14 protein-coding genes are annotated in these 14876 nt (G+C 55.0%); 7 read left to right on the forward strand and 7 right to left on the reverse strand.

Annotation, left to right across the window (positions count from 1 at the left end):
• Positions 1-33 precede the first annotated feature (33 nt).
• Together H7U06_RS07310 and H7U06_RS07315 are read left to right on the forward strand one after the other, a co-directional pair.
• Complete coding sequence (locus tag H7U06_RS07310) at positions 34-1278, forward strand: CaiB/BaiF CoA-transferase family protein (RefSeq protein WP_175625509.1); 1245 nt, start codon at positions 34-36, stop codon at positions 1276-1278.
• Between the two features lie 250 nt (positions 1279-1528).
• Positions 1529-1906, forward strand: a complete 378-nt coding sequence (locus tag H7U06_RS07315; protein WP_175625510.1) for a DUF3597 domain-containing protein — start codon at positions 1529-1531, stop codon at positions 1904-1906.
• Between the two features lie 87 nt (positions 1907-1993).
• Here H7U06_RS07315 and H7U06_RS07320 read toward each other — a convergent pair whose 3' ends face one another.
• Both H7U06_RS07320 and H7U06_RS07325 read right to left on the reverse strand, forming a co-directional pair.
• Positions 1994-2209: a 2-hydroxymuconate tautomerase family protein gene (locus H7U06_RS07320; protein WP_175625511.1), complete on the reverse strand. Its 216-nt coding sequence runs from the start codon at positions 2207-2209 to the stop codon at positions 1994-1996.
• 121 nt (positions 2210-2330) lie between these two features.
• Positions 2331-3074 carry an SDR family NAD(P)-dependent oxidoreductase gene (locus H7U06_RS07325; RefSeq protein WP_175625512.1) on the reverse strand — a complete coding sequence of 248 codons (744 nt, stop codon included), beginning with the start codon at positions 3072-3074 and terminating at the stop codon, positions 2331-2333.
• Positions 3075-3248: 174 nt separating this feature from the next.
• Between H7U06_RS07325 and H7U06_RS07330 the strand changes: the two genes are divergently transcribed.
• On the forward strand, positions 3249-4181 hold the full coding sequence (locus H7U06_RS07330) for a LysR family transcriptional regulator (RefSeq protein ID WP_175625513.1): 933 nt from the start codon (positions 3249-3251) through the stop codon (positions 4179-4181).
• Here the strand turns inward: H7U06_RS07330 and H7U06_RS16380 are convergent.
• The 5 genes from H7U06_RS16380 to H7U06_RS07355 all read right to left on the reverse strand — a co-directional run bounded on the left by H7U06_RS16380 (position 4166) and on the right by H7U06_RS07355 (position 10256).
• Positions 4166-4495, reverse strand: a complete 330-nt coding sequence (locus tag H7U06_RS16380; protein ID WP_368492560.1) for a DUF3325 family protein — start codon at positions 4493-4495, stop codon at positions 4166-4168. The two genes, H7U06_RS07330 and H7U06_RS16380, sit on opposite strands and share 16 nt — an antisense overlap.
• The gene (locus H7U06_RS07340) at positions 4440-5969 is read right to left on the reverse strand and encodes a PepSY domain-containing protein (RefSeq protein WP_175625515.1); all 1530 of its coding nucleotides are present in this window, start codon (positions 5967-5969) and stop codon (positions 4440-4442) included. The genes H7U06_RS16380 and H7U06_RS07340 overlap by 56 nt, the downstream gene beginning before the upstream one ends.
• A gap of 133 nt (positions 5970-6102) precedes the next feature.
• Positions 6103-8556 (reverse strand): TonB-dependent siderophore receptor, encoded by a 2454-nt coding sequence (locus tag H7U06_RS07345; protein ID WP_254873165.1) that lies wholly within the window; start codon positions 8554-8556, stop codon positions 6103-6105.
• 129 nt (positions 8557-8685) lie between these two features.
• Positions 8686-9711 (reverse strand): FecR domain-containing protein, encoded by a 1026-nt coding sequence (locus H7U06_RS07350; protein WP_254873166.1) that lies wholly within the window; start codon positions 9709-9711, stop codon positions 8686-8688.
• Positions 9712-9719: 8 nt separating this feature from the next.
• Positions 9720-10256, reverse strand: coding sequence for a sigma-70 family RNA polymerase sigma factor (locus H7U06_RS07355; RefSeq protein ID WP_175625516.1), 537 nt, complete (start codon positions 10254-10256; stop codon positions 9720-9722).
• Positions 10257-10505: 249 nt separating this feature from the next.
• Here H7U06_RS07355 and H7U06_RS07360 point away from each other — a divergent pair, with 249 nt between their 5' ends.
• The 4 genes from H7U06_RS07360 (at position 10506) to H7U06_RS07375 (ending at position 14822) form a co-directional block, all read left to right on the forward strand.
• On the forward strand, positions 10506-10748 hold the full coding sequence (locus tag H7U06_RS07360) for a DUF1427 family protein (protein WP_175626073.1): 243 nt from the start codon (positions 10506-10508) through the stop codon (positions 10746-10748).
• A gap of 228 nt (positions 10749-10976) precedes the next feature.
• Complete coding sequence (locus H7U06_RS07365) at positions 10977-12818, forward strand: amidohydrolase (RefSeq protein ID WP_217703457.1); 1842 nt, start codon at positions 10977-10979, stop codon at positions 12816-12818.
• A 4-nt stretch (positions 12819-12822) separates the two neighbouring features.
• Entirely contained in the window at positions 12823-13242 is a 420-nt protein-coding gene (locus H7U06_RS07370; RefSeq protein ID WP_175625517.1) for a DoxX family protein, read from the forward strand.
• Positions 13242-14822 carry an MFS transporter gene (locus H7U06_RS07375; protein ID WP_175625518.1) on the forward strand — a complete coding sequence of 527 codons (1581 nt, stop codon included), beginning with the start codon at positions 13242-13244 and terminating at the stop codon, positions 14820-14822. The genes H7U06_RS07370 and H7U06_RS07375 overlap by 1 nt, the downstream gene beginning before the upstream one ends.
• Positions 14823-14876: the final 54 nt, after the last annotated feature.

Genomic DNA, 14876 nt, shown 5'->3' on the forward strand with positions numbered 1-14876 from the left:
ACAAGTAAAAGCAAGTAAACCCAATTACAAGATATGGAAAAAACTGCTGCATCCGGGCCATTGGCCGGTATCAAGGTTCTCGAGCTCGGCACGCTGATTGCCGGACCTTTTTGTTCACGCATGTTGGCTGAGTTCGGTGCCGACGTCATCAAGATAGAATCGCCGGACGGTGGTGACCCGATACGTCAATGGCGCGTACTGAAAGACGGTACTTCGCTGTGGTGGTCAGTGCAGTCGCGCAATAAAAAAAGCCTGACGCTGAACCTGAAGGATGCTCGCGGCCAGGAAATTGCGCGCAAGCTGGCACTGGAAGCCGACATCATTATTGAAAATTACCGACCCGGCGTATTGGAAAAATGGTCGCTCGGTTACGATCAATTGAAGACTATCAATCCGGCCACCATCATGGTGCGCCTGTCCGGCTTTGGCCAGACCGGACCCTTGAAGGATCAACCTGGTTTTGGTGCGATCGGTGAGTCTATGGGCGGGTTGCGCTATGTATCCGGCTTTCCGGATCGGCCGCCGCTACGAGTCGGCATCTCGATAGGCGATTCGGTCGCGGCCTTGCATGGCGTGATCGGTGCGATGATGGCCTTGCGCCATCGTGATGCGACTGGTGGTCGCTGGAACGGCGAAACAGGTGAGGCGTCGCAGGCAGGGCAGGGTCAGATGATAGACGTGGCCTTGTATGAAGCCGTGTTCAACATGATGGAATCGCTGGTGCCTGAGTATGACTATGCCGGCGTGGTACGTGAACGTACCGGCGGTGCCTTGCCTGGCATCGTGCCGTCGAACACTTATACGACAGGTGATGGTGAAAACATTGTAATCGCCGGTAATGGCGACGCCATCTTCAAACGCCTGATGCTGGCGATGGGGCGCGATGACCTCGCCAACGATCCACAACTGGCGCGCAATGACGGGCGCGTGCCGCGTACTGCTGAAATCGATACGGCGATCCAGCAATGGTGCGCGACCCAGACCATAGACAGTGCATTGCAGATCTTGCAGGAAGCGGATGTGCCGGTCGGTAAAATCTATTCGATACGCGACATGATGAGCGACCCGCAATTTCTCGCGCGCAAGATGTTCGAGCAGCATACCTTTGCCGATGGCACGCCGATCAAACTACCGGCCATCACGCCCAAGTTGTCGGCCACGCCGGGTGAGACCAAATGGCTGGGACCGACGCTGGGTGAACATACAGATGATGTATTGAGAACACTGGGTTATGATGAGGCGGGTATTGCCGAATTGAGACGCGACGGCGTAGTGTAAAAAGCGCCGCGAACAGAGGACGACATGAATAAACAATTCCTGAAACAGTTTGTTATTGCGCTGGCGCTGTTCCTGCTGGGCTACTGGACTTTCAACGGTTTGATCTTCAAATAAATTGCTGTGCATGGCGGGGATGGCTATCCCTGCCTGTCAGGAATTTATTTGGTGTTTTTTGCGGTATATGTTTTATCGCACGGCAGTAGGCAGTATAGATTCCATCGACTTTCCGATTTTTTAAAGGAGCTACATCATGGGTATACTCAGCACTATCTTCAGCAAGATCTTTCCTTCCTCTCATGCCGCTCCGGCACCCGCAGCACCGTCGGCTACGGCGGCAGCACCAGCCACCGCACCAGCAGCACCTGTCACGCAAGTCGACGTCGAAGCCATTCTGAATGGTATGGCGCAAAAGAATGCACAAAAGCTGAACTGGAGCACATCTATCGTCGATCTGATGAAACTGCTCGACCTCGACAGCAGCCTGACCGCGCGCAAGACACTGGCGCAAGAGTTGAAGTACACAGGTGATACCAATGATTCGGCGACCATGAATATCTGGCTGCACAAGCAAGTCATGATCAAGCTGGCTGAGAACGGCGGCAAGGTACCGGATGCCTTGAAGCACTGATCCCGACACTTAATAACAATGCGGCTGGGTACACTGCAAGAGTGACCCAGCCGCATTTTTTATGCGCAGCTTTGATAGCAGGTTTTGTCAGGACTTGCGTTCGGCTTCGCGCTTGCGCAGTGTGGTCACGGTTTCGCGTGCTACGCCCCAGTTATCGGTATCGACTTCATCAATGATGACGAAGGTGGTTGCCGGGTTTTTATTCAATACGTGACTGAGCAAATCAGTCGCGCCTTCGATGAGCTGTAGTTTCTGTTCGGCCGTCACCCCTTCGCGGGTAACGCGGATATTGACGTAAGGCATGGTAAATACTCCTGGTTTGCAACAATCAGATTAGTAAAATTTCAGCAACGATTTCAGGTTCACCCACCGGGCTCATGAGCATGAGACCGTGCGGTCAAATGCTGCATGAGCCAGTGTAGCTTTACCAGGTGCCAGTAGTGGCGCCACCATCGACATTCAGGATGGTTCCGGTCGTGAATTTTGAATCGGTGATGTACAGCACCGCATCCACGATATCTTGCGTATTGCCGGTCTGGCCGCTGGGCGCCAATGCCTTGCGGAAGTTGGTGGTGCCTTCGTCCGCGCTATGCAAGGGAGTGTCGATGCTGCCCGGTGCGACAGCATTCACGCGCACATTGGATTGCGCCAGTTCCAGCGCCAGGCCGCGTGTTGCATGGTTCAAACCGCCTTTGATCAATACTGGCAGCAAGGCGGGCAGTTTCACATTCGGATGCATCGCGATGCTGGCGGTGATGGTGACGATATGACCGTCCTTGTTTGCACTCATGTGAGCTGCAGCTTGTTGCGATGGATAGAAGAAGCCCTTGAGATTGGTGTTGACCAGTGCATCGAGATCTTGTTCGCTATAGTCGCCTATGGTTTTGGCGATGAAGATGCCGGCATTGTTGATCAGGATGTCCACTTTGCCGTAAGCCGCAACGGCCTGTTTGAATAATTCCTGCGCAGTCTCTGGCAGCGAGATATCGCCTGCAACCTGCAGGAAGTTTTTCGGATGGCCGAGTTTGGCTGCCGCCGCTTGCAGACGCTCAGCAGTACGGGCATTGCCGACCACGTTATAACCACGTTGCAAATATGCCGCTGCCAATGCGTAGCCTATGCCACTGGATGCGCCGGTGATGATGACTGTTTTGTTTGCTGCAATCATTTGGAAACCTCTTTTCATTTAATTAGCGATGTGATGACAATTGGTGTTGGCTGGACTGTCTGGAGTCGAAAGATGTGTGCTTCCGATGTGGTGAACTATACTTATGCAAAATAAGTAGATAAATTAGGTATTTGGTAATTTAGCTGATACATCATGTAATCAATTGGGTAAGCGATGAAACGCAATTTCGACGATGTTTTGCTCGGGAGTATTGAGCTGTTTTGCCTGGCGGCTGAGCTGGGCAGCTTCACGCAGGCAGCCAATACTGCAGGCGTTACACCAGCCGCGGTGAGTCGCTCAGTCTCGCGACTGGAAGCGCGGCTTGGTGTACGGCTCTTTGTGCGCACTACCAGGCAGATCAGGCTGACTGATGGCGGTCGTACTTATTTTGAGCAATGCAGGGAGGCTTTGGCACAACTGGTTGATGCAGAGCGTCAGGTCACAGGCGGGCAGTTAAAGCCCGCGGGTTTGCTACGCATCAGTGTGCCGACGCCTTATGGTCATTACCGCTTGCTGCCATTGTTGCCGGAGTTTCGCCAGCGTTATCCGGATGTACAGGTGGAAGTCCATATCAGCAACCGGAATATTGATTTTGCGGATGAGGGTTATGACCTGGCGGTACGTGGTCGCGCGCCGACCGATTCAAATCTGATCGCGAGAAAGCTGGAAGATGCTGAACTGGTGTTGGTGGCCGCGCCGTCTTACCTGAAGCGTGCGGGTAAGCTCAAGAGCCTGGAAGATTTGCAACAGCACGAGTGCATACAATTCGAATTACCAAGTACTGGACGTCGTATCCCATGGCTGTTCCATCCGCATGGCAAGAGCAAGGGGAAAGCTGAGGATGTCGTCACCAACGGTACTTACTCATGCTCAGGTGATGTACTCGGTATCGTGACGCTGGCGCGTAACGGTGCCGGGCTGGTGCAAACCTATCGCTACATCGTCGAACAAGATCTTAGGGATGGCAGCTTGCTTGAATTGCTGCCGCAGTTCGGTGGTACATCGCGGCCGTTCATCCTGCTGTATCCGCATGCCCGTCATTTGTCTTCAAGGGTCAGGGCGTTTGTGGATTTTCTGGTGGAGAAATCGGTTCAGGCGGGCCGTTGAATAAAGACGAGTACGCAATACACCGCGGCTGCCGCTATGCTGCCATGTCCGCACCAAATGACCAAGCCCAACGCCCATCCTATCGTCTGTACGGCAATCATGAGTGCGAGCGCGAGCAGCAACCAGGCGCAGAGGTAAATCGACAGCGCCAGGCCTCTATATTTCTTCCTGAAAGCGGCAGGACGGTGCCGCTCTGAAGTGATGGCCAGACATGCAAATGCTGTCAATAATAAGGTGAGGATTAACAGATGGAACATGCTAGACCTGAGCGTCCCTGGTCCGGGTTCTATGCATCTTGATTGCCAGCACGCCATGCACGGCTGCCAGCGCGAGGGCAGTTAGATCAAACATGACAAACATGATGTGCGGATTGGTGAGTTTATCCAGCACGGGCAATAGCGCAAGCAAGGCGGTCGCCAGCCATAATTGTTCCAGCCATGCGCGCCGCACCGGCCTGCCGCAGGCATGCAACAAGGTGCTACCCCAGACGATAAAGAACAAATGGATTTCCCATGCAGAGCGCTGTGCCATTTCGAGTGGCAGCAGGCGATTGCCCCATAGGTAAGCAGTCATGGCTATCGATAGTCCGGCGATGCAGGCAATATTCATGCGTTCGACCAGTTTTAATCCCGGCGCTGCGGTTTCTGCCTGATTCAGTCTTTGCCTGCGCTTCACGGTCCACAGTATCAGGCCGGTAGCTACCATTGCTGTCCCGGCCAGACTGATAATGAAGTAGAGCCAGCGTGTAACGGTGTCTGCATAGCGCCCCAGATGCAAGCCATACATCACGCCCCAGCTGGTGACGGCGGCGCTGGCCTGATCCTTGACTTGCAGGATGTCACCGTTCTGCCCGTTGAATAGCATGTAGTGCGGGCTGACGGAGATGCGTCCGGCATTACCCCGGACCAGCATGATGCGGGCAGTGGTATCGCCAGGGTTGCTGACGATGACACGCTCGACATTGCCAGGCCCCCATTGCTGGTCTGCTGCTGCAAACATGTGCGCGATAGGTGCCAGCGTCGCAGGCTGGCCCGAGCGGGTTTCCGGAGTGAGCAGGGCGTGCATTTCTGCGGTCAGCGCGGCACGTTCCTGTGGCGTCGTTAATGCGGCATCACGTCCCCACGGCATATACATAAACATCAGCATGACCAGGCCGGTATAGGTGATCATCAGATGGAAGGGCAGGCCGAGTACGGAGCATGCATTGTGTGCATCTAGCCATGAACGCTGACCTTTGCTCCAGCGGAAGGTAAAAAAATCCGCGAATATTTTTTTGTGGATGATCAGTCCGCTGATGATGCCGATCAACATCAGCATTGCGCAGAAGCCGGTAATCCAGCGTCCGAGTGAGCGAGGAAAGTAGTGCAGGCTAAAGTGGAAGTAATAAAAGAATTGACCGCCAGCGGTATCTCGTGGCGTGTATTGTTTGCCGCTCAGCGGGTCGTATGCGATGCGCTCAAAGCCATCGCCAGCCTGCCACGTCGCATAGGCGGTATTGCCGCGTGCATCGGGTAGTTCTATTGTCCACCGCGCGTTATCCGGTGCAATTTCCTGCAGCATTTGCATGCCATGCTGTGTGGTGTGCAAGGCATCGGGAGTGGCAGCAAGCGCGGGAATTTCGGGGTGCATCCATTGCGTCAATTCTTCGCGGAAGTAACTGACGCTGCCGGTCAGAAACATCGCATAGAGAATCCAACCCGCCAGCAAGCCTACCCAAGTGTGTAGCCAGGCCATGCGTGGCCGCAAGCTCGATGATTGCAGGTGGGTGGTAGTTTGCTTGCGCATCATGCAAATGAACTCATGGAGTGCAGGCAGGCAAGCTGCAGCAAGCCTCTATCTGTATGCGTCGCCAACAATGCAATAACCGTGGTGCTTGTGCGACCACGGTTATTGCACAAGGGCGCGGATTGCGCCTGCTGCATCAGAAGCGATAGATGGAACTGACGTTGATAGTCCGCTCGGCGTTGCGATAGCAGAAGGTGCCATTGCAATCGGTCAGGAATTGCTTGTCCAGCAAGTTATTCACATTAATGGAGAAACGCCATTGTCCCTGGTCAAAGCCGAGAGCCGCATCCATCAACGCAAAGCTCTGATTGCTGATGTTGAGATTGTTATCGTCTGCATCAGAGCGCGCTTTTCCCAAGTAACGTATGCCGAGGGCCGAGTATGCTTTGACCGAGCTGCCGAGATTGAAGTTATATTTTCCCCATATCGACGCGCTATGTTTAGGAGCACCTTGTTGGCGCAAACCAAGATCTTTGTCATTGCTTTTGGTGACTTCCGTGTCGAGGTAAGTGTATTGCGCAATCAAACTAATATTGCGGTTCAACTCGGCGCGCGTCTCCAACTCGAGGCCGCGTGAAGTTACTTCACCAGTTTGCACAACTTCTCTACGATCTTGTGGCGCAGGTGTGGATACATTCCGCCGTACTAAATTGAATACCGACGCGGTGTAACTAACACGTTGTCCGACCGGCTGATACTTTACGCCAGCCTCAAATTGCTTGCCGGTAGAAGGTTTTAATACATTGCCATACACATCGTTACCGATCTCGGGTGAGAATGAACTGGCGTAGCTAATGTAAGGTGCCCAACCAGAGTCGAATAAGTAAACTGCGCCGAGGCGGCCGGTTGTAGCGCTGGCAGACTGGTCATAGGCGATTACGCTTGTGCCTGAAGCCGGGAAAATCCGGTTGCCCGTCGTTTCTGCTTTATCGTGCCGCAATCCCCCGGTGACAACCCATCGATCAAATTTCATTTGATCTTGAATATATAAGCCAGTTTGGCTCGAAGGAATACGTTGGATCTCAGGGTTGCTCGCACGTGTGATGGTTTGCTGTCCTGTGTAAACAGGATTGAATAGATCAATTGATTGGATGTTGGGTGTGTCATAGATGTATTCATTAGTGGTGCGCGATTTGGCGTAATCAACGCCCACCAGGACGTTGTGCTCTATCGCACCACTCTTGAGACGTCCTTGCACGCGAGTATCAAGCAAGAGACCTTTCCAATGCGATTCACGTGGCGAAAATCTGCGTGTCAAGGTTCTGCCATCGGGCTGCAATACCATCGGGAAGACATTGGTTTCGTCACGATCAAATTCGCTATATCGGAAATTTTGCTGAACCGACCATGTGTCATTAAAGCGGTGCTCGAATTCATAGCCGACCATTCTGTTGTCGCGCTTCCAGCGATTATCCAGACCACCGATATTTACTTTTGGATCGACCTGGCCGAGCGCGCCAGGATTCTGCAACTGATTTGGCCAGGAGTAAGCCTGGTCATCCTTTTGATAGTTTGCCATCAAGGTCAACTTGGTTGCCGCATTCGGCTTCCATGTTATGGCCGGGGCGATAAAGAAGCGGTTGTCCTTGTCGAAAGCAAGCCGTGTTGCTGACTCACGCGCCAACATGGTAACGCGGTAAGTCCATTCCGGATCGCCATTAAACATGCCGCCGATATCAGCTTTGATTTGCTTGCGATCATAGGTGCCGTACTCAACTCCAATCTCGCGTATCGCTTCAGCAGTCGGTCTTTTGCTCACTGCGTTGACCATTCCGCCTGGCGGCGTCTGGCCATATAGTACAGAGGCCGGGCCGCGCAATACCTCAAGGCGTTCAAGGCCATAAGGTTCGATAGGTGCGGCGTAGGCACGTCCGGACGTCAATAAGCCGTCAAGGAAAATGCCGGCTGTGCCAAGCGGAAAACCGCGCAGCTTCGAGAACTCGTCAACTGCCCATGGTTTCAGGTTTGGTGTAACGCCAGCGGTGTAACGCAAGGCCTCATCGAGCGATTCTGCTTTCCGGTCACCAATTTCATCCGCCGTGATGATGGAGATCGACTGCGGAATCTCGATCAGCAGCGTATCTGTTTTGCTGCCGGTAGCACTACGCTTGGCGACATAGCCTTTGACCGGTCCGCTTGCCGTTTCGTCGTAAGCAGACTTGACTATCACAGCTGGCAACACCGCATCTGAATTGGCGTTCGTTGATTTACGCAGTACATATTCGTTATTGCTGGTATTCACGCCTTCCAGGCCGGTACCGACCAGCAAGGCTGCCAGTCCTGCCTGGGCGCTGAAGTTGCCCTGCAAACCAGGGCTGGTTTTTCCTTGCGCCAGTTCACTGGTGCCGGAGAGGTAAATGCCGGATTCGCCGATGAAGCGGCTCAGCACCGTGGATAAAGGGCCTGCCGGGATGTTGTAGCTTTTGCTGGTGCTTGCGGCTTGCTGTGCGTGGGCAACGGAGAAGGCTGGTGACAATGCCAGGCCGGCAAATGCGAGATGGATGGCCAGCATCAGCGGGCGCACCATGGGCGGCGTTGCAGCGTTGATAGTGTCGTGATGACGCGATAAGCGGGAGAGGCGGGATTGCATCGGCGTATCTTTCTTCGGTAAGTAAGGTAACAAAATGAGTTCTTCATCTTGTGAACCGAACGAGCCGTCGAAATCCGGAACCTGATTACTCAAAAAAATGAAAAGATTTTTTACAGGCTGATGCAGTCCTTAGCCAGACGCCTTTTTGGCCTCGATAGTGATCCACCATGGCATGGTGCGTCTGATGTGGATAGGCAATACTTCTTCCAGCATGCTGAGGACTTTGTCCTTGTCCTGCAGTGGATAGCCACCCAGCACCCGCAGGTTGGCCACTTCCGGCGCGACATGCAGGTAGCCGTGGTGGTAGCGATTCAATTCCGCAACCAGATCCTGCAGCGACATATCTTCCGCCAGCAGGATTTGCTTGATCCAGGCTTCGCGTGCCGCTTCGGCTGGCGTGGACTCGCTGATCGCCGTGTTGCTAAAGCTGATTTGCTGACCTGCTTCTATGATGCGGGTCGCATCCGTACCGGCAGGGCTGACTTCAACCGCACCTTCGAATACTGTCAGCTGCGTGATGTCGTCGTTCTGTCTGACCGTGAAGCGGGTGCCCAGCGCACGCATGCGGCCTTGCTTAGTGTCGACGACAAAAGGACGTGTCTTGTCAGCGGCAGTCTGGATCAGCATTTCCCCTTCCAGCAAATGCACGCGGCGCAGCGTGGTCTGATAGTCAGCGTTAAATGCGCTGGCAGTATTGAGCCAGATATGCGTGCCATCCTGCATGGCTATCTCGCGTACTTCACCAGTAGCGGTACGATAGTCAGCGTTCCATGCCAATACTGCATCCGGTACCAGTTGATGTCGGCTCGCTACCCAGCCCAGCAGCCCGCCACCAGCGAGGAGGGCGATGCCGTTGAGTATCTGGCGACGCTTGACCAGCTTGTTGCGAGCGTTATGAAATGCCGCGACTGCTGCGTCCTTGCGGTTGTCGGATTGCACCGGCTCGAAGCGACGGCTGATGTTTTCTACATAGCCCCAGGCATCCTGGTGGCTGGAATCCTCTTGCAGCCAGTTGCGCCAGTTGCTGCGATCTTCATCGCTCGCGGTTCCCGAGCGCAGAAGCACAAACCATTCGGCAGCCTGCTGCAGGACCTGTGCCGATGGTGCCCGTGACGGTAGCCCGGATGAGCGTAGTTTGATATCCAGTGTAGACAAGATGCGCTTTATTCGGAAAGGTGGGTAGCCAGATGCTGCGCTTCCAGCTCCATGCAATGCAGCATGGCCTGTGTCATGTATTTGCGCACCATGCGATCGGAGACGCCGAGTTCTGTTGCCACTTCCTTGTCGGTCATGCCATACACCATCGCCATGACAAAGGCGCTGGCAGCTTTATTGGGTAGCTGGCTCAGCATTGCATCAATTTCCAGCAGCGCCTGGATCACCATCACCTGGTGCTCGGCCGACGGCATGATGGCTTCCGGTCGCGCGGCGACAGCTTCCAGCCATGCCTGCTCGATTTCGCGCCGACGCCACAAGTCTATGCACAAACCTTTGGCGATCGTGCTCAGGCAAGCACGGGCACCATCGAAGCTGTCAAAGCCGCGTGGCTTGTTCAGCAGTCGCAGAAAGGTGTCTTGCGCCAGATCGGCCGCATCGAAAGTATTGCCCAGGCGTCGCCTGAGCCAGGTCGTCAGCCAGCCGTGATGGTCGCTGTAGAGCGTGTGCATTTCCTGCTGGAAGACGGGTTCGGCGGAGGACATGGGCAGACGGGCAGGGAGTCAATAAAAATGAGAACGATTCTCATTGTAATCTATGCTGCCGGCACACTGCAATTTCTGTTGCAAGAGTGTTGTTTGCCGGTCGTTACGGCTGTCGACAGGCGGTTCCGGGGCGAGATACTGACCGGTAATGGAGAGCTTTTCCCGGGCGGAAATAGCATTCTGATCCAAGTGTATAGCTGTCGGATCACAGATAATCCGCCGCATATGATGATTTCTAAAAGGTATTCCATGTACCTGATGTCTATCGGCGCTGGCGTATTGGTCGGGGTGATTTACGGATTGCTGCATGTACGCTCCCCCGCGCCGCCAGCTATCGCCCTACTGGGACTGCTTGGGATGTTGATCGGCGAGCAATTGGTACCGATTGCCAGCCGCATCATCCAGCGGGAACCCATCACGCTCTCCTGGTTTTGTGAAAATTGTTCTTCCAAAATCACAGGCGTTGACGCTGCAGAGCCGGACAAGAAATAACGACCTTATCCCTTCCACGCTTACTCTCACCAGATGGGGCTCCTCATGAATAACAATCGCAGAAATATACTGAAGTCCGTTGCTTCCGGTGCCGCACTGGCAACCCTGGGCGCGATGGCAGGTCGTTCCACTCCAGCTGCAGCGGCATCGGCCGGTGCCAGCCTGCCTGCTACCGCACGCGGGCCAGCTGACAAGGTCGCAAAGGTGGCAGCAGGTGCGGGTACGACGATGATTTTGATTAATGGCCGTTTCCACACGGTGGATAAGAGTCGCCCACTGGCGACTGCGGTCGCGATCAAGGATGGCAAATTCCTGGCAGTCGGTGACCTGGAAGATGTGATGCGTCATCGTACGCCGGAGAGCCAGGTGATAGACCTGAATGGCCGTACCGTGATCCCGGGTTTGAATGACTCGCACATCCATCTGATACGCGGCGGCTTGAACTACAACCTCGAATTGCGCTGGGAAGGCGTGCCATCTTTGGCCGATGCTTTGCGTATGCTGAAGGAACAGGCATTGCGCACGCCAAGTCCGCAATGGGTGCGTGTGGTCGGTGGCTGGACCGAGTTCCAGTTTGCCGAGAAGCGCATGCCGACGCTGGATGAAATCAATGCTGCGGCACCTGATACCCCGGTCTTTGTCCTGCATCTGTATGACCGTGCTTTGCTGAATCGCGCTGCCTTGCGTGCAGTGGGTTATACCAAGGACACGCCGAATCCACCGGGCGGTGAAATCCAGCGCGATGCGGCCGGTAATCCGACCGGCATGTTGATCGCGAAACCGAATGCACTGATCCTGTACGCGACGCTGGCCAAGGGGCCGAGCCTGCCGCGTGAGTTGCAGGTGAACTCAACCCGCCAGTTCATGCGCGAGCTGAATCGCCTCGGCATCACCAGCACCATCGATGCAGGCGGCGGCTTCCAGAACTACCCGGAAGATTACGAAATCATTGATCAGCTCGCACGTGAACAGCAGTTGACTGTGCGCATCGCCTACAACTTGTTCACACAGAACAAGGGCAAGGAGCTGGAAGATTTCCAGAAGTGGACAACCATGATCAAGCCCGGCCAGGGCGACGATTTTTACCGACATAACGGTGCGGGTGAGATGCTGGTGTTTTCAGCTGCTGACTTTGAAGACTTCCTCGAGCCGCGCCCTGAGTTGGCGGCGGGGATGGAAGATGAACTGGAAAAGGTCGTGCGTCATCTGGTGTCGCAGCGCTGGCCGTTCCGCCTGCACGCTACTTACGACGAGTCTATAGGTCGCATGCTGGATGTGTTCGAGAAGGTCAATCGCGATACGCCGTTCAATGGCTTGCGCTGGATGTTCGATCATGCAGAGACCATTACGCCACGCAATATCGACCGTGTACATGCACTGGGCGGTGGTATCGCGATTCAACATCGGATGGCATTCCAGGGTGAGTATTTTGTTGAGCGTTATGGTGCCGAGGCGGCGGCACACACACCACCTATCAAGCGCATGCTCGAATCAGGCGTGCCGGTCGGTGGTGGTACCGATGCGACCCGCGTCGCCAGCTATAACCCGTGGACTGCTTTGTACTGGCTGGTATCCGGCCGCACGGTCGGCGGCATGAAGCTGTACCAGACCGGTGCACAGTTATCACGTGATACCGCTTTGGAATTGTGGACCAATGGCAGTGCCTGGTTCTCCAGTGACCAGGGTAAGAAAGGCCGGATCCAGGAAGGTCAGCTGGCCGATCTGGCGGTACTGTCGGCAGATTTCTTCAGCATACAAGAGGACGACATCAAGTCGCTGGAGTCCGTGCTGACCGTGGTGGGTGGCAAGGTTGTGTTTGGTGCCAATGAGTTTGTGAATCTCGCACCGCCACCGATCCCGGTATTGCCGGACTGGTCGCCAGTGAAAACCGTGCCTGGTCATTACCGTCGTGTGAATGCCAAGCAGCAAGTCGCAGCCTTGCCGCATCAATGCGCTGGTGCGTGTGGTGTACATATGCACGCACATGATGTGGCACGCAAATCCAACGTACCGATTTCAAATTACTCCGGCTTTTGGGGCGCACTGGGTTGCAGCTGTTTTGCGTTCTGATGATATGACGAAAAATTTACCTTTCCTGTCCGTGCCGCAGATCGATCTGGGCTTGTTGTTCTTGCGCGTGAGCGGCGCTTTCATGCTGTTCCATGTGCATGGCTGGCCCAAGATCATGCATTACAGCGAAGAGCTGGTTCGTATCGAAGATCCGTTTGGTTTCGGTACCAGCTTCTCTTTGCTGGCGGCGATTTTTGCCGAAGTGGTATGTGCGATCCTGATCGCACTTGGTTTGCTGACACGCCTGGCCAGCCTGCCAGTGATTGCCGTACTGCTGGTGTCGATGTTGATCGTACATACGCAATGGTCAATCGCAGAAGGGCAGTTTGGCTGGCTGCTGATGATTATCTTCGGCACGATCGCACTGTGCGGTCCCGGCAAGTTTTCATTTGATGCAGTACTGCAGCGTAAGCGGGTGGCGTGATGGCAAATTCTTCGTTTAGTCCGCTCAGCAACAAACTGTTCCGTGCATTGTGGCTGGCCACGGTTGCATCGAATATCGGTACCTGGATGCATGACGTGGGTGCGGGCTGGATGATGACTTCACTCAGCACCGATCCTTTCATGGTGGCGCTGGTGCAGGCTGCGACCAGCTTGCCTATGTTTTTGTTTGCCTTGCCCTCTGGCGTGCTGGCCGACATTATTGATCGTCGCAAATATCTGTTATTTGCGCAGTTATGGATGCTGATTACCGCAGCGGTACTGAGCGCACTGGCCTTCGTCGGCATGGTGACACCTGAAATCCTGTTGGCGGCGACCTTCTTCCTCGGTGTCGGTGCAGCGATGGCTGCGCCACCGTTCCAGGCGATAGTGCCGGATCTGGTAGCGAAGGAAGACCTGGCCGCGGCGGTTGCCCTGAACTCGCTGGGGATTAATATCAGTCGCGCGATCGGGCCAGCACTGGCCGGTATTATTTTGTCCTTCGCCGGACCAGCCGTGGTGTTCACCCTGAATGCCTTGTCGGTACTGGGTGTAGTCGCTGTGCTGTACTTCTGGCAATCGCCGAAAAAGGTACAGCGTTTGCCAGCCGAGCATTTCCTGCCCGCAGTGCGTGCCGGCCTGCGTTATGTGCATGCAGCGCCAGTACTGCGCGTGGTCCTGATCCGTGCGGTTGCTTTCTTTGTATTCGGCAGTGCCGCCTGGGCCTTGCTGCCGCTGGTGGCGAGGAATGGCCTCGGTCTTGGTGCCGGTGGTTACGGCATCCTGCTGGCATGCATAGGACTCGGCGCTGTCGTTGGTGCGCTGGTCTTGCCGGGTATGCGCAAGCGCTATTCGAACGATGTATTGGCACTTGGTGCGACGCTGATATTTGCCGCTTCCATGCTGGCGCTGGCGATGATGAAAAGCGCAGTGCTGCTGGGCGTGATCCTCTTGTTTTCCGGTTTCGCCTGGATTGCGATGCTGTCCATCCTGAACGTCGGCGCACAACGCAGCTCCGCAGGCTGGGTCAAGGCTAGGGCACTGGCCGTGTATCTGGTGGTGTTCTTTGGTTCGATGGCGGCGGGCAGTGCGATCTGGGGGCAGACCGCGGGCAAGCTCGGTACATCCAATGCACTGATTACCGCGGCGGTCGGCATGGTCCTGTTCTGTGCGACGGCATTGCGCTGGCGTCTGGATTTATCGCCAGACCTGAATCTGGCACCGTCCAAACACCTGAGCAAACACGATGTGGGCGATGGGGCAGCAGGCCCTGCGCATGATTCCGGCCCGGTCATGATCACGGTCGAGTATTTGGTTGCGCCTGAAAACCAGGCCGAGTTCAAGATTGCGGTGCAGGAAATGCGTCGCGTACGCCGTCGTGGCGGCGCACTGACCTGGGGCATCTTCGAAGATACCGTACAGCCTGGTCGCTACATCGAAACCTTTGTCGTTGAATCCTGGCTTGAGCATTTGCGTCAGGAAGATCGTTTTACCGAGAACGATAAAGCCATCACCTTGCGTGCGCACAGCTTCCACATCGGACCTGACGCGCCGCGTACTGAACATTTTATTGCAGCTGTATAGGGCAAGTGCCTGGCATTTTTGCAGGTTTTATTTATGCGACTCACTATTCGTAGT

The sequence above is a fragment of the Herminiimonas sp. Marseille-P9896 genome, from assembly GCF_903993245.1.
In the GTDB taxonomy this organism is placed as follows: Bacteria; Pseudomonadota; Gammaproteobacteria; order Burkholderiales; family Burkholderiaceae_D; genus Oxalicibacterium; species Oxalicibacterium contaminans.